Raw genomic sequence first — 24,586 nt, 5'->3', positions numbered from 1 at the left:
GTTTGGCAACTGTTTCTGTAAATTATTTCAGCGCACACAGAACCGGAAATTAACTGAAATAGTTAATTTTGTGTCTGTTATGGTATCTCTGTGCTTTCGGTGAATTTATACTGCTTAACGATTTCACTTGCCATGAAACCAGACTGCATAACGCTGACTGGTTCAATCGCATGATTGCATTAGTAAGTATTCAGCGTTATGCAGTATGACGGCAAAGGTATCGCTATAAGGAGACAGGCTGCCGATAGAATTTGCAGCCCTCCGTGCCTTTCAACAGTTCCGGCAGGATGTCCCCCCTCTGTCCCCTTGCCTGCACCGTGCCCTCCGCCAGCACTACAATCTCGTCCGCGATATTCAGGATGCGCTCCTGATGCGAGATGATGATGAGGGAATTATCGCTTTCCCGGTGCATCTCCTCAAAGACCTGAATCAGGTTGTTGAAGCTCCACAGATCGATTCCCGCCTCCGGTTCGTCGAACACCGACAGGGGCGTATTGCGGGCAATGATGGTGGCAATCTCGATTCGCTTCAGTTCGCCGCCGGAGAGACTGGCGTCGATGTCGCGGTTCACATAATCCCTTGCGCACAGTCCCACCTTGGCCAGGTAGTCGCAGATGGCGGGAAATTTCACCTTGGAATCCCCCCCTGCCGCCAGCTGGATCAAATCCCGCACCTTGATGCCTTTGAAGCGCACGGGCTGTTGGAACGCGAAGCTGATTCCCAGCTTTGCCCTTTCCGTAATGTTCAGTCCGGTAATATCCGTACCATTATAGAGTATCCTGCCTGAGGTGGGCTGCTCGATTCCCATGATCAGCTTCGCCAGAGTGGACTTGCCGCCGCCATTGGGCCCGGTGATGGCGATGAAAGCATGGTCCTCAAAGGTCAGGTTCACATCCCGGATGATTTCCTTATGCTTTTCGGCGTCGTCAGACACCTGAAAGCAGAGGTTCTGTAATTCCAGCATATCTATCCTCCTTGAGAAACTTTTCCCTGTAACACTGCTTTTGTGTTAAAGTGTAATCCTGTTACAGTATAGCACAGAAATCATAAAAATCCACACTGGTTAGAAAAATTTTATGATTTCCGCCGGACAGCATGAATCATGCCTTTCGCTACAGGCACAGTGATGGTGCCCGCAGAGCGGGCCGGGGAGCGGAGGATGCGGATATCCTGATGTCCTCAGTCCTGAAAGAAGACCACGTCCTTTTCACGGCCGGTGAAGACGGCTACAGAACGGGGACGCATGATGAATTCGTGGTCTATCTTCACTTCCTGCCCCTCCGGGTAGAAGTAGCGCTGGTGCTCATCGCCCCAGGTATTCACGCTTAAGAACCATGTCTGACTGGAAGGCAGCGCAGGGAGCGTGATATGGACATCCTCCCAGTGGGTGTTCACCGCCACATATACCAGGTCATCAGCGCCTGTCTCCGGGTTGTAGCCCGCAAAGCTTACGGCCAGCATCCAGGCATCGTGGGAAATATAGTGCTCCTCTCCATTGATGCCGTGGGTGAGCAGAGGCTCCATGCCGCAGACGGCCTCCGGGAGCATCTTGCGGATGACGGGATGCTTATGCCTGTAGGCAATCATAAATTTGAAGAATTCAAACAGATCCCTGTTCTTTTCCAGCAGGCTCCAGTCCAGCCAGGAAATCTCATTGTCCTGACAGTAGGCGTTGTTGTTGCCGTACTGGGAATTGCCGAACTCGTCTCCCGCCAGGAACATGGGCGTCCCGCGGCTGCACATGAGCACGGCGCAGGCATTGCGGATCATGCGGAAACGGAGGCTGAGGACTTCCGGGTCGTCGGTATCGCCCTCGGCTCCGCAGTTCCAGCTGCGGTTATCGTCGGCGCCGTCGGTATTGTCCCAGCCGTTCCCCTCGTTGTGCTTTTCATTGTAGGAATAAAGATCGTACAGGGTGAAGCCGTCATGGCAGGTGAGGAAGTTCACGCAGGAATTGTATCCGGCGTAATTATTGTTATTGTCCGAATAAAAACCGCCGTAGAGGTCGCCGGAGCCGGAAATGCTCCAGGAGGCCTCCCAGGAATGCCAGTTCTCACCTTTTAGAAAGGAGCGCAGGGAATCCCGGTAACGGCCGTTCCATTCCGCCCAGCGCTTGCTGGCGGGGAATTTCCCCACCTGGTACAGGCCGCCAGCGTCCCAGGCCTCGGCAATCAGCTTCACATTGCGCAGGATAGGGTCGGTGGCAAGGAGTTCCAAAAGAGGAGGATTGTTCAGGGGCGAGCCGTCCTCGTGCCGGCCCAGGATGCTGGCCAGGTCGAATCGGAAGCCGTCGATGCGGTAGCTCACAGTCCAGTAGCGCAGACATTCCAGAATCAGCTGGCGGACGATGGGATTGTTGCAGTTCAGGGTATTGCCGCAGCCGCTGAAATTGTAATAATTGCCATTGGGGGTCAGCATATAGTAAACTTTGTTGTCGAAACCTTTGAAGCAGAAAGTGGGGCCTTTTTCGTTTCCCTCGGCGGTATGGTTGAATACCACGTCAAGAATGACTTCAATGCCGTTGTCGTGCAGGGCTTTGATCAGGAGCTTCAGCTCCGTGCCCTCCTGACCGGATTCGCTGCTGGAGATATAGTTCGTGTTGGGGGCAAAGAAACCTACCGTGTTGTACCCCCAGTAGTCCAGGAGCTTCTGGCCGTTCACCTCTCTGGAATTGATGGCCTCGTCGAACTCAAAGATGGGCATCAGCTCCACGGCGTTGATTCCCAGCTCTTTCAGATAGGGAATCTTCTCCATCAGCCCCGCGAAAGTGCCCCGATGGGTCACGCCCGAGGAGGGATGGTAGGTGAAGCCTCTTACATGCATTTCATAGATGACCAAATCGCTCAGGGTACGGTTGGACTGCGGCATGTCGCCCCAGTCGAAAGAATCCCTGATGACACGGGCGCGATAGCATCCGTATTTCCTGTCGCCCCATATCCGTTGTCCGGTCACATAGCGGGCGTAAGGATCTAAGAGCACCGAATCCTTATTGAACGTGAGCCCGTGATGGGGGTCATAGGGGCCGTCCACCTGGTAGGCATATTCAAAATCCTCATCATCCAGCCCGAACACGATCATGGAATAGACATCTCCGATTTTGTAGGCCTCGGGGAATGGGAGGCGGGCGTAGGGAGTGGTTCCGTTCTTGTGGTAGAGAAGAAGCGTGCAGGAAGTCCCATAGTGGGTGTGGACAGTGAAGTTCACGCCTACGGCCAGCATTGTGGATCCGTGCACATCATAAAATCCCGGCCTTACAGGAAATCCCGCGATTTCCGCCATGGGAATCAGGGATGTGTGCAGTTCCGGGATGTATTTCTGTGTAAAATGTTTCAAAATAGTCCTCCTTAAGGTAAGGGCCCTGAAGCCCCCACGAATAAAAACATAAAATTAGTATATAGAAAGATAATAGAAAAAGCAATTAAAAGTAAATAAAAAAATCAAAAATAGTACTTGACTTTTCAGCGGGAAAAGGGTATGATAATTTACGTTGCAGGTGATGAATGCCGCAACGGATGTGTGCGTTTAGCTCAGCTGGATAGAGCGTTTGGCTACGGACCAAAAGGTCGGGGGTTCGAATCCTCTAACGCACGTTATTGTGTAAAAAGCGAGAAAGCCTTTACAATGGGCATTCTCGCTTTTTTCTGTTTTTTTGATGAATCCCCTGTTTGACGGTAAGAGGTTGTGGGCAAAGTGGTCTTGTGATAGAATGAATTATGGAGTAAGCATGTATTTTGAGGGGTTGCTGACATATTGGAGTTGTAGGAATGGGAAAGGCAAGCCGCCATCGGTCGGCATAGATAAGAGAACAGCATTCGCATACAAAAAATTTGTTCCGGTGTGGAGATTTCACAGACTGCTCTGTGCTTAAATTTGATGTGCCTGTTACGGGGTATAGCATCAAGGTTATAGCATGCCGATTGGGCATATCGGGGTCAGCTATGACAGGATATCAAATTAAAAAAGCCCTTTTGCAGGCTTTTTTATTCTGCACCATGCAGAGTCTTGCGACGATTCCGGTTTAACCTTATTTGCACTCGTCTTGTCAATTCGAAATTATAATAGCACTTGTTTGAAGGAAATGTCAATAGGTCGAATGATAAAAAGCATAGAAAATAAAGAAGGATATGGAAAGGGGAACGCGAATGATGCGGAAAGAGTATTATTTAGGGTTGGATATGGGTACTTCCTCGGTTGGTTGGGCTGTCACGGATGAAAACTATAAACTTCTAAGGGTAAAAGGAAAAGATTTGTGGGGAATAAGAGAATTTGAAGAAGCTCAGACAGCGGTAGAGAGACGGAGCAAGCGTATTAGCAGAAGAAGACGTCAGAGAGAGGTGGCGCGAATAGGTCTCTTAAAGGAATATTTTCACGATGCCATAACGGCAAAGGATTCAGCATTTTATCAGAGATTGGAAAATAGCAAATACCATTTAGAAGATAAAGACGAGAAGGTTCAATATAAAAATGGTATTTTTAATGACTCAGATTATCAAGATAAGGACTATTTTAGACAGTATCCGACTATATTTCATCTTCGGAAAGAGTTGATTCTGAATCCGGCGGAGCATGATGTAAGATTAGTTTATTTAGCATTGCTCAATATGTTCAAGCACAGAGGACATTTCTTGAATGCCGGTATTTCAGGAGAGGGGAATGAGAAAGGGATATATAGTGTATATCAGCAGTTCTGCTGTGCGCTTATGGAAGAAGCGGAGATATCATTCCCGATGGACATCAGCGGAGAAACCATAGAGGAAATATTATCCTGCAGAGAATATTCTCGAACGAAAAAGGCAGAGGAATTGGCGAAAGCGTTTCAGATAGATGTGAAAGATAAAAAGAGGACAGGATTTGTAAAAGCTGTCTGTGGATTGAAAGTGGATGCGAAACTTTTGTTTGGAGATATTGCTGCGGATAAAGACAAGAAGATAGAAATATGTTTTTCGGAATTTGGATATGAAGAGAAGATTCCGGAGATTTCGGAAACATTAGGTGAAAAATACTATGCTATAATCGAAATGATGAAAGAAATTTATGATATTGGCGTGCTGGCAAATATCATGAAAGGCTATTCCTATTTATCTGAAGCAAGGGTTGCTGAATATGATAAGCACGGAAATGATTTAAAAATATTAAAAAGAGTGCTGAAACGCTATGGAATGGCAAAAGAATACAATTATTTTTTCAGGAGCGATTCTGCAGGAACATATTCTGCATATGTAAAATCGCTGAATTCAGGAATAAAGCGCAGAAGAGAGATGAAAGAGCGCGGTCGGGAGGACTTGTATAAGGCGGTCAGGAAGTTGCTGAAAACCATGCCGGAAGATGATGCGGATGTTAAGTATATTCAGGAAGAACTTGAGAAAGAGAATTTTCTTCCCAAGCAGTTGACTGCTTCCAATGGTGTCATTCCCAATCAGGTCCATGTCAAAGAAATGAGGAGAATACTTGCAAATGCGGAAAGCTATTTACCATTTTTGTCAAAATGTGACGAATATGGTTTGACCGTAAGCGAGAGGATTCTGCAATTGTTTTCATTTCAGATTCCCTATTATGTTGGGCCTCTTTCAGAAAAAAGTAAGACAGGATGGGTAATCAGGAAAGAGAAGGGAACTGTTTTACCATGGAACATCGAAGATAAAATCGATGTAAAAGCAACTTCGGAGGAATTTATTTCCCGAATGGTCAGAAGGTGTTCTTACTTAAATGGGGAGAAAGTGCTGCCAAAGACTTCTTTGGAATATGAAAGTTTCTGTGTGTTAAATGAGATAAATAATATTGCGATTGATGGAGAACGGATTCCTGTTTCTTTGAAGCAGGAGATTTATAATGTGCTGTATAAAAAGGGGAAAAAAGTTACCAGAAAACAGTTAGTGAATTACTTGCGGGCGCAGGGAGTTTTAGAGGATGAAACACAGCTTACCGGTATAGATGAGTCAATCTATAATTCGCTTTCTACTTATGGGAGATTTACTGCTATATTCGGAGAGCGCATGGAAGAAGATAATATCAGGAAAATGGTGGAGGAGATTGTGCTTTGGTGCACGATATATGGGGATTCAAAGAAATTTTTGAAAGAGAGACTTGAAGAACGATATGCGGAACAGCTGTCTTCCGAACAGATAAAAAGGATTACAGGATTAAAATTTAAAGACTGGGGTAATCTGTCAAAAGAGTTTTTGGAAATGCAGGGATGTGATAAGGCTACAGGCGAGAGCGTTTCTCTGATTAGAATGATGTGGGAAACGAACCTGAATCTGATGGAATTATTGAACAGTCCACAGTATACCTACAAAGAGGAACTGGAAAGCAGACAGGGGGCTATGTTGAAGACTTTGGTAGAAATACAACCGGAGGATTTGGATGATTACTATTTTTCGGCTCCGGTAAAGAGAATGGTATGGCAGACTCTGTTGATTATGAAAGAATTGGAAGAGGTACTAGGAAATCCGCCCAAAAGGCTATTTGTGGAAATGACACGGAAACCTGATGAAAAGAAGAAAAGAACAGTCACAAGAAAACAGAAGTTCTTAGATTTGTATAAGAATCTTCAAAAAGAAGCAAGAGACTGGGTTGGTGAGATTGAAAGGGCAGACGCAGATGGTACGTTAAAAAGTAAAAAGATGTATCTCTATTTCACGCAAAAAGGCCGTTGTATGTATACAGGAGAAAAGATAGAGATTGAAAAGCTTTTCAATGATAACCTTTATGATATCGATCATATTTATCCAAGACATTTTGTAAAGGATGATAATATCGATAATAATCTGGTACTGGTCAAAAAGCAGGTGAACGCTCATAAAAGCGATGCTTATCCATTGGAAGAACCAATTTATGAAAACCAGTGGAGGATGTGGAGAGAACTTCTGCTCATGGGGCTGATTACGGAGGAAAAATACAAGAGACTTACAGGAAGAACAGCATTTACGGAAGAGCAGCAGGCTGGATTCATTGCCAGACAGCTTGTGGAAACAAGTCAGGGGACGAAAGGGGTCATTGATGTCTTAAAGCAGGTATTGTCGCCAGAAAAGACTACGATTGTGTATTCTAAAGCTGCGAATGTGGCGGAGTTCAGACAGAGGAGCAAGCTTGTCAAATGTAGGAGTGTAAATGAGTTCCATCATGCTCAGGATGCGTATTTGAATATTGTGGTAGGCAATGTCTATTATGTTAAGTTTACGCAGAATCCGCTTAACTTCATACAAAAAGAGTATAAAAGGGATTCTCAGAAATATAAGTATCACCTGAGCAGAATGTTTGACTGGGATGTGGTCAGGGGAAAGGAAACGGCATGGGTTGGGCCTGTGGAAAATGGGGCACCTGGCACAATAGCAACAGTAAAAGAGATGCTAAAGAAAAATACCCCGATTATGACCAGGAGGAACTTTGAAGGCCATGGCGGAATAGCTAATGAAACATTATACAGTGCAAAAAAGGCGAAAGTTGATAATTATATGGCTTTAAAAGCCTCAGACAAGAAGCTTGCAGATGTGACTAAATATGGGGGATATACAAGTATGGCTGTCGCATACTTTTTCCTGGTAGAACATGGGGGCATGAATAAGCGGATTCGGACATTGGAAGCGATGCCGATTTATTTGAAAGAAAAGCTGGATGGAAATGAAAAAGCGCTCTTGGAGTATTGTGAGAACGTATTAGGATTAGCCAATCCCAGCATCAGGCTTCCTAAAATAAAGATACAGTCGTTGATAAAAAGGGATGGATATTTTATGTATATTTCAGGTAAGACTGGAAATCGAATTGCGTTAAGAAATGCAGTTAATCTTTGTTTGAAGCCGGAGTGGTTTCAGTATGTGAAAAAGTTAGAAAAATACAGTGAGACAAAGATAGTTGGAGAGGGATTGTCGAAAGAGCAGAATATAGAGTTGTATATGCTTTTATTGCAAAAGCATCAAACCGGGATTTATGCAAAACGCCCTAATCCTATGGGTGAGAAACTATTGAAGCGAAGCGATAGATTTAGGCAATTAGATGTAGGGGAGCAATGTGGTGTTTTGGTGCAATTACTGCAGCTGACGGCAATTGGCATTCCGTGTGCAGATTTGTCATTGCTGAATGAAGCGCCAAAATGTGGAGTAATGTTGATGCCCAAGAAATTGAATGAGGGAGGGGAACTTTTATTAGTGAACCAGTCTGTCACAGGGATTTTTGAAAGTCGTATTGACTTGTTGACAGTATGAGCTGGCGCACAGTGGTTATTGCGAGTAGTGTGAAGCTGGATTATCAATTAGGCTTTTTGGTAATCAGGAAGTCGGATGTCGTAAAAATACATATTAGTGAAATATCGACACTGATTATTGAGACGACATCTGCTTCCCTTACAGCGGCATTATTGAGCGAGTTAGTTAAGAAGAAGGTCAAGGTCATCTTTTGTGATGAAAAGAGGAATCCGTCTTCAGAATTGATACCGTATTACGGATGTCATGATACCAGCATGAAAATCAGAAAACAGATGGGCTGGACTAAGGAGATGAAAGATGCTGTCTGGACGGAAATCGTAAAAGAGAAAATACGGAAACAGGCAGAATATCTGGAGAGATGTCATTTGCGTGAAGCGGATATGCTGCGGCAATATGTCGATGAAATTAAATTCGCAGATGAGTCAAACCGGGAAGGCCATGCGGCAAAGGTGTATTTTAATGCCCTTTTTGGAAAGGACTTTGCAAGGACGAATGAGGATAGTATTAACGCAGCGCTTAATTATGGATATGCTATTATTTTGTCGGCTTGCAACCGTGAGATTGCGGCAAATGGTTACATGACCCAGATTGGATTGTTTCATGATAATGTGTTCAATCCATTCAATCTGGGGTCTGATATCATGGAACCGCTTCGGCCTATGGTGGATTGCGCTGTGAAAGATATGAATCCACAAAGATTTGGGCACGAAGAGAAGATGAGAATCCTGAAAATATTACAACAGGAAGTAGTAATATCAGGGAGAAAGGAATGTGTCGATAATGCAATCAAACTTTATTGCCGCAGTGTTTTTGATGCGCTTAATGAGAGTGATGTATCATTGATTAAATTTTATCGAAATGAGTTATAGGTATATGAGAGTGATTGTGTTTTTTGATTTACCTGTACTGACGGAGAGAAACAGAAAGGATTATCGTGAGTTCAGGAAGGTTCTGATAAAATTGGGATTCATGATGATGCAGGAATCTGTATATTGTAAATTGGTCCAAAACAGTACAGCGGCTGATGCTGTTATTGATAATATAAAGAAGCACAGGCCAAATGCTGGTATAGTACAGTTGCTTAAAATAACTGAGAAGCAGTATTCCAGTATAGAATATATAGTTGGAAATAAAGTTTCTGATATTTTGGACTCTGATGAGAAGTTGGTAATCATATGAAGCTGATATATAAAGCTTATAATTTGGGTATGGCACTTTCGGAAAACCAGATTACGGTTCTTTCGGTAGAAAACCCGAAAGCATATTCCTCAATCCTGTGTGATATCTGGAATCAGACACAGGGAGGGGAAGGCGGGTTCATACTGTCTAAAGAAGGGGAAATCAGGAATATAGCAAAAGAAGTGGATTGTATCTTTAATCCGTTTGCGCTAGACTCCAATGGAAAGCGCGTTATCAACAGGCTGTATCAGGAATTACAGGAACAGGCGAATACATCTCTTATGAATGAGAGCATATCATTAAATGGGAGCATTGTGGCATATCTTGATGAATTGTCGAGACAAGTGCCATATGCTTTGGAATATGATTTGGATTTTGATATTGTTGGGTTGATGAAATTATATAATGTCAAAATGGAGTGTTTTGGGGAATGCCTGTTGGAAAAGATAGTGGAGTACTTGCGTGTAATGAGCCATGTTTGTGGGATGAAAAATTATGTATTTGTTGGACTGAAACAATGTTTAACAGTTGATGAATTAAAGCAATTATATGAATTTGTTTTTTGTGAGAAGATAAATCTCATAATTATTGAGCATATTCATTCAGCACCAATAAGTGGTGAAAAAGGCTGGATTTTGGATAGAGACTTGTGTATAATTGATTTATGACAAATTAACACCGCTTTCGCAGAGCGGCGGACTTGGGGAGAATCTCTTTATTTGGGGTTTGAGAGTCTTGTTAATTTGAAAGGGTGCAAAGCACAGAAGAGGCGCTAAGAAAGTGCAGGGAAGTTTGAGAGTCTTGTTAATTTGAAAGGGTGCAAAGCCGCTACGGATACACTTAGGGCATATAAGCTGTTTGAGAGTCTTGTTAATTTGAAAGGGTGCAAAGCGTACATCTCGTCCATGAGCATCCTAAGCTTGTTTGAGAGTCTTGTTAATTTGAAAGGGTGCAAAGCAGATATCCGCTCTGGTGGCACGGACGCTACGTTTGAGAGTCTTGTTAATTTGAAAGGGTGCAAAGCGCCCACCTCGCCAGTTCCGCTGCGCATATTGTTTGAGAGTCTTGTTAATTTGAAAGGGTGCAAAGCCGTCAGGAATATGCAAAAGACCCGGTTGTGGTTTGAGAGTCTTGTTAATTTGAAAGGGTGCAAAGCTCATGGGCGTGTTTCAGGTGGGACGGCGCGGTTTGAGAGTCTTGTTAATTTGAAAGGGTGCAAAGCACGGTTGCGGTGAAATCGTACTGATACAGAGTTTGAGAGTCTTGTTAATTTGAAAGGGTGCAAAGCGCAAACGGTTATTATGAGGTTGTGGGTTTTGTTTGAGAGTCTTGTTAATTTGAAAGGGTGCAAAGCTGTCATGAGCCTGTATGCAATGTTCTCCTCGTTTGAGAGTCTTGTTAATTTGAAAGGGTGCAAAGCTACAAAGAGCGATATTATAGCCGTGCGCGGGTTTGAGAGTCTTGTTAATTTGAAAGGGTGCAAAGCCTTTCTCTTCCAAGGTTGCCAAACAGTTATGTTTGAGAGTCTTGTTAATTTGAAAGGGTACAAAGCTAAAAAGGATGCTGAAAAGGCTTTCGGTGTATTTGAGAGTCTTGCTAATTTTGTAAGGACATAAAACAATATCAATCCAAGATTTGTATCAATTAGAAAACTTTGCCCATTATGTTTTGAGACCTGAATGAACAAAATGGATGATAAGGATTGATTTCGTAAAGTAAAGAAAGTATAATGTCATAAGTTCGTAGGAATGTAGGAATAAGGAGATGTTCCGCTCGCTGCGGGAATATATCGCGAATCTGGACGAGGATATCAGGGCTCCTGAGCCGCTGTATGAGGAAAGGCTTGCGGTCTGCAAGGGGTGTGAACTTCTATTGGAGGGAATGTGCCGCAGCTGCGGATGTTATGTGGAGCTTCGGGCGGCAGTGGCAAAGAATATCTGCCCCAGAAAGAAATGGTAGGAATATGACGAAGAGAGAATTTTTAGAGGCCTTGCGCCTGGCGCTGAACGGCAAGGTGACATCCGGGCAGCTTGCGGAGAATCTGGAATATTACGAGGACTATATCAATACGGAGATCCGCAAGGGAAAAAGCGAGGAAGAAGTGCTGTCCGCATTGGGAGATCCCAGACTTATCGCCAGGACCATCGCGGAGACCGGAGGCAGCAGCGGACAGAGCACGGAATATGGGGGAAGCAGTGAATGGTACGGAGGGGAGACGGATACAGGATATCAGCCCCGGGGTCCGGTCGGACAGAGGCCTGTCAGCCTCTTTGCGAGAATTCCCCTGTGGGCCTGGCTGATACTGGGGCTTGTGATAGTGGTGCTGGTCCTGAGCGCGGTATTTTCCGTCATTACAGCGCTTTTGCCCATATTGCTGCCAATACTGGGGGTTCTGTTCCTGGTAAAGGTGTTCCGGGATTGGCTGAACTAAAATAGTACTAAAGTACCAGAAAAGGGAAGCATATTTTTTTGAAAAACCTCCCATACTACTCCTGTAACCGATAACAAAGAACCGTAAAAACGGTTTCCAGCAGGAGTGCCGAAAACGCGGCAGGATGTGAGGAAAGAAAATGGACAACAATAAGTACAACAACGCAAACAATTCTGAGAACTGCAAGAACAGCCAGAACAACAGCCAGAACCAGAACAACAATCAGAACCAGAACCAGAATCAGAGCAAGAACCAGAACAACAACCAGAGCAAGAACCAGAACAACCAGAATAAAAACTACTAAGCTCTTTCTGGTGATAGGGACACTGCTATGTACAGTGCCCCTATTTACATAGACTATACGCCAGAAGACGCGATGAGGGAAAGAGATGCGGAAATTTGAGTTGATTGTTCCATGCCATTTCGGCATGGAGGCAGTACTGAAACGGGAAATCGATGACCTGGGATATGATATTTCAGAAGTGGTCGATGGCAGGGTGACTTTTTCGGGAGATGAGGAGGCCCTGTGCCGGGCGAACATCTTCCTGCGGACGGCGGAGAGGGTGCTGATAAAGGTCGGAAGCTTCCATGCGGAGACCTTTGAAGAGCTGTTCGAGGGGACGAAAGCGCTTCCCTGGGAGGATTACATACCAGAGGACGGACGATTCTGGGTGGCGAAAGCGGCCAGCATCAAATCGAAACTGTTCAGTCCCTCGGATATTCAGTCTGTCATGAAAAAAGCAATGGTAGAGCGTTTAAAGGGAATCTATCATGTGAACTGGTTCCAGGAGGACGGTGCTGAATTTCCCATCCGGGTATTTCTGATGAAAGATCAGGTCACCGTGGGGCTGGACACCACGGGAGTGTCCCTGCACAAGAGAGGCTACCGCAAGCTGGTGGCCCAGGCGCCCATCGCGGAGAACCTGGCGGCGGCCATGATCATGCTGACTCCCTGGAACGGGGAGCGGGTGCTTGTGGATCCTTTCTGCGGCAGCGGCACCATCCCCATCGAGGCGGCCATGATGGCGGCGAACATCGCGCCGGGGATGGAACGGGACTTCACGGCGGAGGACTGGCGGCATATCATAGACAAGGGCCGGTGGCAGGATGCCCAGGAGGAGGCCGAGGACCTGGTGAACCTGGAGATAGAGACGGACATACAGGGGTACGACATCGATGACCACATGGTGGAGATCGCCAGGGAGAACGCGAAGCGGGCTGGGGTGGAGAAACTGATTCATTTCCAGAGGCGGGACGTGGCCCGGTTGAGCCATCCGAAGAAGTACGGCTTTATCATCACCAACCCGCCCTATGGGGAGAGGCTCCACGACAAGGAGGAGATGCCCGCGCTGTACCGGACAATCGGGGAGAGGTTCCGGCTGCTGGATACCTGGAGCATGTATCTGATTTCCGCCTATGGGAATGCCGAGCAGGACATCGGACGGAAGGCGGATAAGAACCGCAAGATTTATAATGGCATGATGAAAGCATATTATTATCAGTTCCTGGGGCCGAAACCGCCGAGAGCCAGGGGATAGCGTCAGGCAGAAGGCGGAAATCCGCCGCCAGGGCGCGTCCCTGCGGCAGGTCTTGGCGGGTCTCAGGGGCAGGACTGGAGAGGAAAAGGTACATAGGCGGCATAGGATGGAATGACCTCCATTGGCAGGAGCCGCGGAAAAGGGGAAAAATGGAACGAGTGATTTTTGCCACGGGCAATGCGGGAAAGATGCGGGAAATCCGCTCTATCATGGCAGATACATATCCGGAGATCCTGTCCATGAAAGAGGCGGGAATTCAGACGGACATCGCGGAGGACGGGAAGACTTACGAAGAGAACGCTTTGATCAAGGCCAGAGCAGTGGCTGCCGCTGCAGAGGGCGGACTGGTTCTGGCGGACGATTCAGGGCTGGAGATTGACTTCCTGGGAAAGGAGCCAGGAGTCTATTCCGCCAGATATCTGGGGGAGGATACTCCCTACAGTGTAAAAAACGCAGAGCTGATCCGCCGCTTGGAGGGCGTGCCGGAGGAGGAGCGCACGGCCAGATTCGTGTGCGCCATCGCCGCGGTATTGCCGGACGGCAGGGAGCTGACTGTGAGGGCGGCCATAGAAGGACGAATTGGCTATGAGGAGAAAGGAGGCAATGGCTTTGGCTATGATCCTATCTTCTATGTGCCGGAGATGGGCAAGACAACGGCAGAGCTTACCGAGGAGGAGAAGAACCTGGTAAGCCACAGGGGAAAAGCGCTCCGGCTGATGAGGGAGGAGCTGAAAAAGCTATGAAAGTGCTGATAGTCAGTGATACCCACAGAAAGAATGAGAATTACTTCAAGGCGTTGGAACGAGTGAAGCCGGATTTGGTGATTCATTGCGGGGACGCGGAGGGCGGCGAGTATGTACTGTCCAATGCGGCGGCCTGTCCTGTGCAGATTGTCCTGGGGAACAATGATTTCTTCTCCTATCTGCCCAGGGAGCTGGAGCTGGAACTGGGTTCCTTTAAGGTATGGGTGACTCATGGGCACAATTACTATGTGTCCATGGGCAGCGAGGTCATCAAGAGGGAGGCCAGGGCCAGAGGTTTTGACATCGTGATGTACGGGCATACCCACAAGCCGGTGGTGGACAGGCGGGAGGGTGTCATAGCGGTGAACCCGGGCAGCCTGTCCTATCCCAGGCAGGAGGGGCGCAGGCCGTCGTATATCGTCATGGAGGTGGAGGGGGAAAAGGCGGATTTTGTGATTGAATATCTGTAAATCCCTTGACAGTGGTGCGGGAAATGCGCTATAATGGGCAAGATGCAGGTCTTTGCTTTTGGATTGCGAAAGGGGTTTGGGCTTGTGTCATCTCGGGGTGTGGCTCAGCTTGGCTAGAGCGCCTGGTTTGGGACCAGGAGGTCGCAGGTTCGAATCCTGTCACCCCGATTAAAAAGTGATAGCGAGAAGGCTTGATTTTATGGGCTTTCCCGCTATTTTTGTTTTTATTGTTTCAGCAACTTTTGTAAGGGTAAAATCAGAGAATCGGTTCATGGGCTGGACTTCCATGGGGATAAAATAAAGCCGCGTAGTAAGATTTGAAAAAGCGGGAAAAGGCGCCCGGATTCTGTCATCCCGATTGATGCATCATAGCCGCAAGTCCGGGATTTGTTCAGTAAAATCAAGGGGGTTGCGGCTTTCCTGATGTTCTGCGCCATGGCCTAAACTGGTTCCGGCATCCCACGCGGCAGCACTGCGCCTACCGTAACAAATCAGAAATCCGGATGCTGAAATCCCCATAGATGCAAGACTGTATGTCGTTATCGAAAGCATATTGTGTGGTTCCGGTATTGTTCTCGAAATCATAGACCGTGACCGTGCGTGTGATGGGGTTCACAATCCAGTATTCGCGGACGCCAGCCGAACGGTATTTGAAGAGCTTTATGCCATAATCCATCCGGTCTGTGCCGGGCGATATCACTTCGATGATCCAATCCGGGGCGCCGTTGCAGCCATATTCGTCAAGTTTGTCCCTGTTACAGACCACAGAAATGTCTGGTTCGACATAGTTCCTCTCGTCTGCGTTCAAGAATACAGCAAAGGGGGCAGGATAGACCTTGCACAGGCCGCCATGCGCATCGATGTACTGCCCAATCGCTTTTGTGAACTGTCCAACAAGTTCCTGATGAATCCGCCGCGGCGGAGCCATCATGTACATCCGGCCGTCAATCAGTTCTGCGCGCTGGTCGTCTGGCAGGGCGTAGATATCTTCAACCGTATAAGTCTTATCTTGTGCTAAGTCCATAAGTCGTTCCTCGCTTTCTTAAGGGAGTTGCGGCATCGTAACTCTGACTTGTGAAATATTCTTACAAAAACCTAAAAGCTCTTTGCCCTCAGTTCCACCACCTTGCCTAGAATCCTGACAGGTTTTTCCTCGATTTCTGCGTTTGTATAGAATATAGGACTGTAGGAGGGATTGATGGGGATCAGCTCTATGCCGTCCCTGTACTTCTTCAGACGCTTGCAGGTTGCATCGGTTCCGCTCACGGTGGCTATCACGATGTCCCCTGTCTCGGCGGTGTCCTGCTTCATGACGATGACGACATCGCCCTCCACCATCCGGGGCTCCATGCTCTGGCCATGAATCTGCAATCCGAAGAATTCGCCTTTGCAGGCCATTTCTGCGGTAATCTCTTCAGTGTCGATGATTTCCTCCACGGCCTCGATGGGGGTGCCGGCAGCTACACGGCCCAGGACATTGATGGCGACGCCTTTTTTCTTGACTGGAAGTCCGTCATCCCATCCTACCAACTCTCGGGATGTTGTTCCGAGAGCCTTCGCAAAAAGCTCTATTTTAGATTGCTGTAGGTCTACTTGCCCTTTTTCGATTTTGGTGATAGAAGAACGGTCAGTATATCCTGTTAATTTTGCAAGGGCATCTTGGGAAAGCCCTTTTTCTTCGCGCAGTCTTTTTATGTTTTGGTATAGTTTTAACATTTTATCCCGCCTTTCTCTTTGCACTATAATAGCACGGACGTGAAGAAAAATCAACAAATCTGATAAAAATAGTTGACATAAATTCACTATAGTGATATAGTGAATTTAAATCAGCAAAGTGTATGAGCCCAATAATAGTAGTGGAGGCATTTGCCCAGGCCAGGCTTAAGGAATGCAAGTGCTGAGGAAAAGGAATGCTAAGGAATTTAAGAAAGGAAGCGGACGGAATGAAAGTATGGGAATGCCGCAACTGCGGGCATATCGTCGTTGGCACAAAGGCGCCGGAAATCTGCCCCACCTGCAACCATCCCCAGAGCTATTTTGAAGTAAGCGCGGAGAACTACTGATTGCCGGCATACAGAAGCCAGCCTTATTTATTCGGGAGTGTAGGACGATATAATGGATAGAGAGCAGTCCATGGATAAATAGTAATATGTGAACGGAAAAACGATGATGCGGCGACGTAGTGATATCGTCCGGAAAGGCAGGGGGATAGTTATGAAGATAGGAGAAGCTCAGAGCATCTACAGAGAACAAGTGCAAAGGTACCGAAAGGAAAAGGCGGACGTATCAAAGCAGCTTCAGAATCTCCGCAAGCGGATGGAAGCCACGCCGGAGGGCGCGGAGCGGTATAGATGAGAAGCCGCCACGCTGGAACTGACCCTGGAAGCGCTGGACGAGAAACAGGAGGAATACCAGGACTATCTCGACCAACTGGCAGACCAGTACTGCGCCTACTGGAACGCCACAGTGGCGGATCAACAGGCAGACGCGGCTGAGGAGTATGCGGTGGACATGGCCAAAATCATGGAAGTGGCCCGCCGCATCATGCGCGGTGCCATCGTCCCCGCATCGGATGAGAAGAAATTGATGGAATACAGTGAAGAAATATACCAGACAGCGAAGAGCGTAGGCGCCATGGTGCGCAGGCAGAAGAAGGAGAAATACGATTCCCTCTGGGGAGACGAGGAAGAGAAGGAATACGACGATTCCCAGGAAGTGGCAGAGAATGCGGAAGCGGCAGACGGCCCTGAGATTGTGGCTGCTGCGGATGTAGCGGCATCGGTGGCCGAGGGCTAGGGTGATACAGCGGCAACGGTAGCCGATGGCAGAGTAGGAATTGTCTACAATGCATCAGTTATTTTCCGACAGTTCCCACGCCATGTCCAGGGACGGTTGCCGGAAAGAGGAGGGCAGAAGCATGCTGCGCTTCATGATATGCGATGATGAACCGCTGCAGCTTTCTCTGCTGGAGACCTATGTGAGAGAGTGGGCAGCGGAGAAGAAAATGGAAATTAGGACAGATAGATTCCAGAACGCGGAACAGCTCCTTTTTGCATGGGAGGAGGGAGCGGCGGATATCGTGCTGCTGGATATCGATATGCCCGGTATGGACGGGATTTCGCTTGCACGCAGGCTCCGGCACAAGGGAGCGGGCGTGCAGATTCTTTTTGTCACCGGGTTCGCGGACTACGCCCTGGAGGGCTATGAAGTGGAAGCCGTGTCCTATCTGATTAAGCCGGTGGAGAAGGGGAAACTCTTTGCCTGTCTGGACAGGGCCTGGGAGCGCTGCGGCCAGGAGGGGCCTGTGCTTTTGGTGGAGACCCCCTGGGGGGCCGCCAGGGTGAAGCTGCGGGACATCTGCTACCTGGAAAGCGATGCGCATAATACACAGGTGCACTGCGTCCGGGCCGGGGAGCCGCTGCGGAGCAGAATCGGAATCCGGGAGCTGGAGGAACGGATTGGGGAGCAGACAGGGACTTTCTTCAAAATCCACCGCTCCTACCTGGTCAACCTGGGCCATGTGGGCCGGATTGCCAGGAAAGAAGTGACCATGGACACCGGAGAATCCCTCCCCGTGGCCCGGAACCGCTGGGAAGCGCTGAACCAGGCGTATCTGGACTACTATCGGGGATGGCAGAAGACGTGAGCTGGGCCGAGCCTGGCCGCGGTGGGGGCAGAAGCCATGAGCGATGTCGGGCCTGGATATAGCGTGAGATAGAAGGCGTGAGCGAATCTGCCGACAAAATACACCGGATGGAATGCAAAAGCCGGAAAGGAGTTTGGGCTAAGATGGAAGCAGAGAAGTTCTGGGAAATCTCCCGGGGAATCTTTCAGGCTTTGTGGCTGATCCTGTATTGGTATTACGTGGAACAGGTGGGCTGCCTGGAGAAAGGGGCCGGAAGGCGTGTGATCGGATTCTGTCTGGCGGCGCTTTGCCTGTGCGGCTCTCTCTGGTATCCCCTCTGGTTCGGCTGGCTGTTGGCCATGGGGCTGACGGAGCTGTACGACCTGTTCTTCGACGAGGAAGCGTTTGCCGGACAGTGGCGGCGGATTCTGCTGCCGGGCCTGTGCATGGCCGGAATCTCCGGGCTGCCGGGGCTGTGCGGAAAGCTGGGAACCGCGCTGCCGGAAGGGTATCTTTTTTGTGCCCATGAAATTGTCCTGTACCTTTTCCTGTTACTGCTGTCCCGAAAGCGTGACAGTCTGAGACCGGTCAACGCCATTCTGACAGCTGTGTCATTTCTGGCGCTGGGCGGGTTTTCCTGGGTGACAGGCTGCACGGATCTGGTGGAGATGGGTGACGGGCTCAGGGGCGCGTTCCTGTGGGGCGGCGCTGCGCTGGCGGCATTGCTGTTCCTGACAGTGGAGGGAACGCTGTTTTTTTATAAAAAAGGGTATGAATTCCGCACCGAAGCGTTCCGCAAGGAGCTCATGGAACACAGCTATGGGGAAATCCGGGAAATCTACATGGACATGCGGGGCTGGCGGCATGACTACCACAACCATATGCAAGTGATGAAGGCCCAGCTGACCATGGGGAACCTGGAGGGGATCGGGGCCTACCTGGACAAGCTGGAAAGGGAGCTGGATCGGGTGGACACGCTGGTGAAGTCGGGGAATCTGATGGCGGACGCCATCCTGAACAGCAAGCTGACCCTGGCCAGGCGGCAGAAAATCTCCGTGAACTGCAAGGCGGAGCTTCCGGAGCGGATCTCCGTGGCGGACGTGGATCTGTGCGTGATCCTGGGGAACCTTCTGGACAATGCCATCGAAGCCTGTGGCCGGATGGAGGAGGGAGCCCGCTTCCTGAGGGTGTACATGAGGGTGAACACCAGCCAGTTCTACCTGTCCGTCCAGAACTCCGCCAGAGAGGAGCCGGACTTTGACGAGAGGAACTATATCAGCAGGAAGCGCGGCAACCACGGCCTGGGCATGAAGCGGGTGAAGGCCATGGTGGACAAGTACCACGGCTACCTGAACCTGGCCAATGAGCCGGGGATATTCGCGGCGGAGGTGACTCTGCCCCTGGAACAGGCTGACTTTTCGTGAAAAAAATACGGCATTTCGTGCGGGAACCTCCACAAAGGAAGGTTCCTGTTTTATAATGTGAGCCAGAGAAGCCGAGATGGTCTCCCGGAGGTTGTTTCCTGAACTGCCATGCATCCAATGCTCCGCCATATGCGAAAGCAGGCCAGATACAATACTTTCACAGCGAAAGCTGCCCTGGGAAATACTGCCAGCTGTGGCGGTCTCAGGAGCAGTATTATAAATGAATCTGATTCTATGCCATACTCAGCTGACTGGTTTAGCGCGATAGATTTCGCTATACTGCTAAGCCATGATGTTGGGGCAAAAGGTTATCAGTGGACATACCCGATAAAAGCATGGGAATTTGGCGAACAATTTTCAAACAATTAACACAATTCGTGTTTGCATATGGTTTTGATTCTGGCATCAAGCTATTACAGATGGAAGAATAGAAAAACACTGTGCTATAGGAAGGGAGCGGCATGTGGAAACAGAAGAACTCAGACAGACGACAGGATAGAAGGCAGACGAGAAGAAGGCAGATGAGAAGAAAGCATGCCAGAGGAGGGCAAGCGGAAGGAGGCCAGGCCAGAGGAAAGCGGATCAGGGATAAATGGGACAACTGCCGGTACGTATTCCGCCGCCTGGGACAGGAGGAAGGGCCGGGGGCATTTGCCCTCTGCGGCGGGGATCTGGTGTTCGGCGTGCTCCTTCCCTTTCTGGAAGCCGCGCTGGCCGGAGCCGTTGCGGCCTGTCTGGTGAGCGGGAGGGCGCCGGGGGAGATTCTTCTGCTGGTGGCCGGGTACGTGATTCTGCTGCAGACAGCCCGGTATCTCCAGGGGCATCTGCGCGCCATGCGGGACAAAACCCTGTTCCTGTTCCGCGTTGACATCATGTACGAGTTCAACCGCAAGACCCTGGAGATGGACGGTCAGAGCCTGGAGACTGCCAAAGGGCGGGAGATGTGGGAAGCGGCGAAGCGGAATGTATACAATGGGAATCACTTCGGCATAGAAGCCTATGCCAAGAGCTTCTGGAACCTGTTGCTCAATCTGTGCGGCCTTGTGGTCTATGGGGCCATTGTGGGCCGGGAAAGCATCTTTCTGCTGCTCCTTCTGGTGTCCCAGACCCTCCTGGTCACATGGTTCCATGGGGTGGCGGAAAAGCGCGCCCTCCGGGCAGAGGATGAGATAGATGGAAAGTGGAGCGGATTCCAGTACTTAAGGAGGGAATCCATTGTCCCCCAAAACGGGAAAGACATCCGGATGTACGGGATGGACAAATGGTTCCTGAAGACGTTCTATCAGATGATAGAGAGAAGCGTCTCTTTGCTGGACTGGCAGGAGAAGGGGTATACGGCAGCGGGCATCGCGAACCATCTGCTCTCCTTTGCCAGGAACGTGGCGGTCTACGGATGGCTCCTTGGCCGGATGGCGGCGGGCAGACTGGCTCTCTCGGCTTTTCTGCTGTATCTGGGGATTATAGCGGGGTTTGAGAACTGGGTGAGAGGTTTTCTGGAAGCGGTGATCAATCTGGCGAAAAACGAAAAAATAATTAAAAATTATCGAGACTTCATGTCATACGGAATCGTGGAAGAGGGGAAACCGGGGCCGAAGCGGGCGGGAAAGCTCCATGAGATACGGCTGGAGCATGTCTGTTTCCGGTATGAAGGGAACATGGAATGCCCGGAAGAAGGGCATTCCGGAGAGGATACGATCCATGACCTGAACCTGACGATCCGGGCCGGGGAGAAGCTGGCGCTGGTGGGGCTGAACGGAGCCGGGAAGACAACGCTGATCAAACTTCTGTGCGGACTGTACCGCCCCACTTCCGGAAAGGTCTGCCTGGACGGACAGGAGCTTCAGGATCTGTCCCAGAGAGAGGTCTTTCGAGAGTTCGCCGTGGTGTTCCAGGACGTGTTCACTTTTGCCTTCCCTGTGGCGGAGAATGTGACCTGTGTAAAGGCGGGGGAGGAGGATGGCCCCAGGCTGCGCAAGAGCCTGGAGGACGCGGGGCTCCTGGAACGGGTGCAGTCGCTGCCGAAGAAAGAGCAGACCAGCATGGACAAGGATATGGATCCGGAGGGCGTCACGTTCTCCGGAGGGGAGCTGCAGAAGCTGATGCTGGCCAGGGCACTGTATAAAGACGCACCTGTAGTTATCCTGGACGAGCCCACTGCCGCCCTGGATCCAATCGCGGAGAGCGAGATGTATGAAAAATATGACGAGATGATTCAGGGGAAAACAGCGGTCTTCATCTCCCACAGGCTGAGCTCCACCCGGTTCTGCGACAGGATCATTTTCCTGGAAGAAGGGCGGATCGTCCAGGAGGGGAGCCATGAGAGCCTGATGAGGGAAGGCGGGCCCTACGCCGAGCTTTTTGCCCTGCAGGCCAGATACTACCAGAAGAATCCGGAATCTGTGGACAGGGTTCCGGAAGGAATGGCATCTGTCTGACGGGTGCCCGGAATAAGTGAAAAAGGAGTAGTCATGAATACATTCCGATCCATTCATAAGACAGGCTTTCGGCTGCTGAAAATGATCCATGCCGAAGATTCCATCGTGATTCCTATGTATCTGCTGGATTTGGTTCTTTCCCTGGGGCAGATTTATATCGGGCTGTTCCTGACGGCGGGGCTGGTGGACGCCCTGTTGGCGGGACAATACCGTCAGGCAGCCGGAGCGGCGCTCATGCTGCTGCTGGCGAATCTGTTCTTCGGCCTGGCTTCGCGGCTGATTCAAAGACGACTACAATGTCTTCAAAGGAAAATCTGGCTGGTGTTCTATGTCTGGCTGCGCAGAAAAGCTTTTTCCATGGATTATGAGACCATGGAGAGACCGGAGGTGGCGGAGAAGCTTCTGTTTTCGGAGCGCACATCGGACATGCAGGGCGGCCTGGGGACATTGCTGTATCATTATTATGAGATTCTGAAAGCGATTGTGAATCTATTGCTTTCTGTTTCCCTTGTGGCGCATCTGTGCCTGAGAAAGCCAGGGGCGGGGTTCGGCGTCCTGGGAGCCCTTGCGTCGCCGGTGCCCTCGGCGGCGCTGCTGGCGGGGATGATGGCGGGGACGGTATTCGGCGCATACAGGGCGTTCCGGCGGTTCGCGGAAGAGCGGAGGGCGCTTTTCGAGTCCCATACGGGTGTGGAAGACCGGGTGATGTACCTGACCCAGCAAGTGCTGGGCAACTTCAAGGCGGGAAAGATGATTCGCATCTATGGCATGCAGGATATGATTCTGGAGAATCTCTCCGTCTTTCTGAAGAAATCCTGGGGACATTTTTCCGATGCCTGTGATGTGGAGAGGAAACAGGGTAATGCCAACAGGCTGGTGGACAGCGTCTTCATTGTGGGAGCCTATCTGCTGGCGGCTCTGAAGGTGGTCACAGGGGCTGTGACAGTGGGGGCTTTTACCCAGTACGTGGGGGCGCTGCACCAGTTCGGGGGAGCCTGTTTCACCTTGATCGCAGTCCACGGGGATCTGCAGAAGATATGTACTTATATGGAGGAGTTCCTGGCCTTTCTGGACACGGAGAATCTGCATGTGAAGGGCTCCATCCCGGTGGAAAAGCGCACGGATGGAGAGTATGAGATTGCCTTTGAGCATGTGAGCTTCCGGTACCCGGGCACGGAGAAGCTGGTGCTGAAGGATGTGGACTGCAGGATTCGGGTCAGGGGGAAGCTGGCGGTGGTGGGCCGGAACGGCGCCGGGAAGACCACCTTCATCAAGCTTTTATGCCGCCTGTATGAGCCTGCCAGCGGGCGCATCACCCTGAACGGCGTGGACATCCGCAAGTATGACGAAGAGGAGTACAGAAGCCTGTTCGGAGTGGTGTTCCAGGATTTCAAGCTGTTCGCCTTCCCGGTGTGGGAGAATGTCACGGCGGGGAGAGAGCGGAATGAGACGAGGATCTGGGAGGTGCTGGAGCAGGCGGAGGCGGGCTCCATGGTGCGCGGGATGCCCGGAGGGCTGGACGCCTATCTCTACAAGGACATGGGGGACGGCGTGGAAATCAGCGGCGGAGAGGCCCAGAAGCTGGCGCTGGCCCGTGCCCTCTACAGGGACGCGCCGGTGGTGATTCTGGACGAGCCCACGGCTGCACTGGATCCGAAGGCGGAGGCGGAAGTCTATGCCAGGTTCCGTGAAATGGTACAGGGCAGAACCAGCGTCTATATTTCCCACAGGATGGCAAGCTGCCGGTTCTGCGACCATATAATTGTTTTTGAAGACGGTAAAATCGCGGAGCAGGGAAGCCATGAAGCCCTTTTCGCCGCAGGCGGGAGCTACGCGAAGATGTGGAATGCGCAGGCGAAATATTATAATGTGGAGGAAAAGGACTGACCGGATTGCGAGCGTCCTGCCCCGCGGGGGAACGGGACGGACAGGGCCAAGGCGGCGGAAAACTCCCGGAGATGATACAATGTTTGTAAGTTTGCAGACCTATTGTATCCCTCCGGGATATATCCAAAGCCGTTCGGTGCTGGTAACAGCGGGCGGTTTTTCAAAATAGTGGTTGTAAAAAATTGCCGGGTTCTCCCCTCAGGACAGCCGCCGCCTGCGCATGGCTTTCCGACACCTCAGGGAGCTCCCGGAAGGCTTCCGCTTCATCGCCGATGGCTACAGCGCCTACCCCCTGGCCCGCCCGGCAGTTCTTCCATGAGTTCGGCGAAAAGTTCAGGTTCACCATCACCCGGGTCACCGGCCTCACCGATGGCGACGAGGTATCGAAGGAGCTCCGTCCCTTCAGGCAGATGACTGAAAGGCTCAACCGCACCTACAAGGCCTCCTACAGGCCTGCGAACGGCTTCGACAGCATCGATGGTGCCCCCGGCTATGACCTGGCCCTCTGGGTCGCCTGCTACAGCTTCCTGCGCCCCCGCCAGCACCACACTATTCCGAACCAAAAAACAAAGCCCAAAAGACAAGCATTGTGGGAAAATCCAAAAGTTTAGATTTTCCCACGAATGCCGACTACTACGGAATCCCTCTCATAC

Annotated in this window: 20 protein-coding genes, 2 tRNA genes, 2 pseudogenes and 1 CRISPR repeat array; of the genes and pseudogenes, 20 read left to right on the top strand and 4 right to left on the bottom strand. The window is 49.9% G+C overall.

The genetic code is table 11. From position 1 onward, the window contains the following. Nucleotides 1-223: 223 nt before the first annotated feature. Together NFS35_RS20035 and NFS35_RS20030 are read right to left on the bottom strand one after the other, a co-directional pair. Nucleotides 224-964, bottom strand: a complete 741-nt coding sequence (locus tag NFS35_RS20035) for an ABC transporter ATP-binding protein (RefSeq protein ID WP_251208858.1) — start codon at nucleotides 962-964, stop codon at nucleotides 224-226. Nucleotides 965-1,179: 215 nt separating this feature from the next. Continuing rightward, nucleotides 1,180-3,279, bottom strand: a complete 2,100-nt coding sequence (locus NFS35_RS20030; protein WP_251208871.1) for a glycogen debranching protein — start codon at nucleotides 3,277-3,279, stop codon at nucleotides 1,180-1,182. 237 nt (nucleotides 3,280-3,516) lie between these two features. Here NFS35_RS20030 and NFS35_RS20025 point away from each other — a divergent pair. The 12 genes from NFS35_RS20025 to NFS35_RS19970 all read left to right on the top strand — a co-directional run bounded on the left by NFS35_RS20025 (nucleotide 3,517) and on the right by NFS35_RS19970 (nucleotide 14,730). Next, nucleotides 3,517-3,590: transfer RNA gene (locus NFS35_RS20025), tRNA-Arg, on the top strand. 552 nt (nucleotides 3,591-4,142) lie between these two features. Then, entirely contained in the window at nucleotides 4,143-8,201 is a 4,059-nt protein-coding gene (cas9, locus tag NFS35_RS20020) for a type II CRISPR RNA-guided endonuclease Cas9 (protein WP_251208857.1), read from the top strand. Between the two features lie 11 nt (nucleotides 8,202-8,212). Further along, complete coding sequence (cas1, locus tag NFS35_RS20015; RefSeq protein ID WP_330640376.1) at nucleotides 8,213-9,070, top strand: type II CRISPR-associated endonuclease Cas1; 858 nt, start codon at nucleotides 8,213-8,215, stop codon at nucleotides 9,068-9,070. Nucleotides 9,071-9,074: 4 nt separating this feature from the next. Then, the gene (gene cas2 / locus NFS35_RS20010) at nucleotides 9,075-9,380 is read left to right on the top strand and encodes a CRISPR-associated endonuclease Cas2 (protein WP_251208855.1); all 306 of its coding nucleotides are present in this window, start codon (nucleotides 9,075-9,077) and stop codon (nucleotides 9,378-9,380) included. Then, the gene (gene csn2 / locus NFS35_RS20005; protein ID WP_251208854.1) at nucleotides 9,377-10,048 is read left to right on the top strand and encodes a type II-A CRISPR-associated protein Csn2; all 672 of its coding nucleotides are present in this window, start codon (nucleotides 9,377-9,379) and stop codon (nucleotides 10,046-10,048) included. The genes cas2 and csn2 overlap by 4 nt, the downstream gene beginning before the upstream one ends. 56 nt (nucleotides 10,049-10,104) lie before the next feature. After that, nucleotides 10,105-10,932: direct repeats of the CRISPR family, unit length 36 nt; unit sequence GTTTGAGAGTCTTGTTAATTTGAAAGGGTGCAAAGC. A 212-nt stretch (nucleotides 10,933-11,144) separates the two neighbouring features. After that, a complete protein-coding gene (locus tag NFS35_RS20000; protein WP_251208853.1) occupies nucleotides 11,145-11,339 on the top strand; it encodes a DUF6171 family protein in 195 nt (64 codons plus the stop codon). A gap of 4 nt (nucleotides 11,340-11,343) precedes the next feature. After that, entirely contained in the window at nucleotides 11,344-11,811 is a 468-nt protein-coding gene (locus NFS35_RS19995) for a DUF1700 domain-containing protein (RefSeq protein ID WP_251208852.1), read from the top strand. A 139-nt stretch (nucleotides 11,812-11,950) separates the two neighbouring features. After that, nucleotides 11,951-12,115 carry a hypothetical protein gene (locus NFS35_RS19990; RefSeq protein ID WP_251208851.1) on the top strand — a complete coding sequence of 55 codons (165 nt, stop codon included), beginning with the start codon at nucleotides 11,951-11,953 and terminating at the stop codon, nucleotides 12,113-12,115. 85 nt (nucleotides 12,116-12,200) lie between these two features. Further along, nucleotides 12,201-13,349 (top strand): THUMP domain-containing class I SAM-dependent RNA methyltransferase, encoded by a 1,149-nt coding sequence (locus tag NFS35_RS19985; RefSeq protein WP_251208850.1) that lies wholly within the window; start codon nucleotides 12,201-12,203, stop codon nucleotides 13,347-13,349. A 149-nt stretch (nucleotides 13,350-13,498) separates the two neighbouring features. Further along, nucleotides 13,499-14,092 carry an RdgB/HAM1 family non-canonical purine NTP pyrophosphatase gene (gene rdgB / locus NFS35_RS19980; RefSeq protein WP_251208849.1) on the top strand — a complete coding sequence of 198 codons (594 nt, stop codon included), beginning with the start codon at nucleotides 13,499-13,501 and terminating at the stop codon, nucleotides 14,090-14,092. Further along, on the top strand, nucleotides 14,089-14,562 hold the full coding sequence (locus NFS35_RS19975; RefSeq protein ID WP_251208848.1) for a metallophosphoesterase: 474 nt from the start codon (nucleotides 14,089-14,091) through the stop codon (nucleotides 14,560-14,562). The genes rdgB and NFS35_RS19975 overlap by 4 nt, the downstream gene beginning before the upstream one ends. A 93-nt stretch (nucleotides 14,563-14,655) precedes the next feature. After that, nucleotides 14,656-14,730 (top strand) — tRNA-Pro (locus NFS35_RS19970). A 310-nt stretch (nucleotides 14,731-15,040) separates the two neighbouring features. Here the strand turns inward: NFS35_RS19970 and NFS35_RS19965 are convergent. Then, nucleotides 15,041-15,586: a Uma2 family endonuclease gene (locus NFS35_RS19965; RefSeq protein WP_251208847.1), complete on the bottom strand. Its 546-nt coding sequence runs from the start codon at nucleotides 15,584-15,586 to the stop codon at nucleotides 15,041-15,043. Nucleotides 15,587-15,657: 71 nt separating this feature from the next. Then, nucleotides 15,658-16,278: a LexA family protein gene (locus NFS35_RS19960; RefSeq protein ID WP_251208846.1), complete on the bottom strand. Its 621-nt coding sequence runs from the start codon at nucleotides 16,276-16,278 to the stop codon at nucleotides 15,658-15,660. A 224-nt stretch (nucleotides 16,279-16,502) separates the two neighbouring features. Here NFS35_RS19960 and NFS35_RS19955 point away from each other — a divergent pair. The 8 genes and pseudogenes from NFS35_RS19955 to NFS35_RS19920 all read left to right on the top strand — a co-directional run. Further along, nucleotides 16,503-16,625, top strand: a pseudogene (locus NFS35_RS19955) (rubredoxin-like domain-containing protein); the annotation flags it as partial. A gap of 151 nt (nucleotides 16,626-16,776) precedes the next feature. Continuing rightward, on the top strand, nucleotides 16,777-16,917 hold the full coding sequence (locus NFS35_RS19950) for a hypothetical protein (RefSeq protein ID WP_251208845.1): 141 nt from the start codon (nucleotides 16,777-16,779) through the stop codon (nucleotides 16,915-16,917). A 111-nt stretch (nucleotides 16,918-17,028) separates the two neighbouring features. Beyond that, a complete protein-coding gene (locus NFS35_RS19945; RefSeq protein WP_251208844.1) occupies nucleotides 17,029-17,358 on the top strand; it encodes a hypothetical protein in 330 nt (109 codons plus the stop codon). Between the two features lie 49 nt (nucleotides 17,359-17,407). Next, the gene (locus NFS35_RS19940) at nucleotides 17,408-18,208 is read left to right on the top strand and encodes a LytR/AlgR family response regulator transcription factor (protein ID WP_251208843.1); all 801 of its coding nucleotides are present in this window, start codon (nucleotides 17,408-17,410) and stop codon (nucleotides 18,206-18,208) included. A 143-nt stretch (nucleotides 18,209-18,351) separates the two neighbouring features. Beyond that, nucleotides 18,352-19,611, top strand: a complete 1,260-nt coding sequence (locus NFS35_RS19935) for a sensor histidine kinase (RefSeq protein WP_251208842.1) — start codon at nucleotides 18,352-18,354, stop codon at nucleotides 19,609-19,611. A gap of 521 nt (nucleotides 19,612-20,132) precedes the next feature. Further along, a complete protein-coding gene (locus tag NFS35_RS19930; protein WP_251208841.1) occupies nucleotides 20,133-22,046 on the top strand; it encodes an ABC transporter ATP-binding protein in 1,914 nt (637 codons plus the stop codon). 33 nt (nucleotides 22,047-22,079) lie between these two features. Continuing rightward, nucleotides 22,080-23,933 (top strand): ABC transporter ATP-binding protein, encoded by a 1,854-nt coding sequence (locus tag NFS35_RS19925; protein WP_251208840.1) that lies wholly within the window; start codon nucleotides 22,080-22,082, stop codon nucleotides 23,931-23,933. A gap of 214 nt (nucleotides 23,934-24,147) precedes the next feature. Beyond that, a pseudogene (locus tag NFS35_RS19920) lies at nucleotides 24,148-24,481 on the top strand (transposase); the annotation flags it as partial. Nucleotides 24,482-24,586 lie beyond the last annotated feature (105 nt).

Origin of the sequence: Acetatifactor aquisgranensis (assembly GCF_943193215.1) — a bacterium.
Taxonomy (GTDB): domain Bacteria; phylum Bacillota; class Clostridia; order Lachnospirales; family Lachnospiraceae; genus Acetatifactor; species Acetatifactor aquisgranensis.
This window is presented reverse-complemented; position numbering and strand designations above follow the sequence as displayed.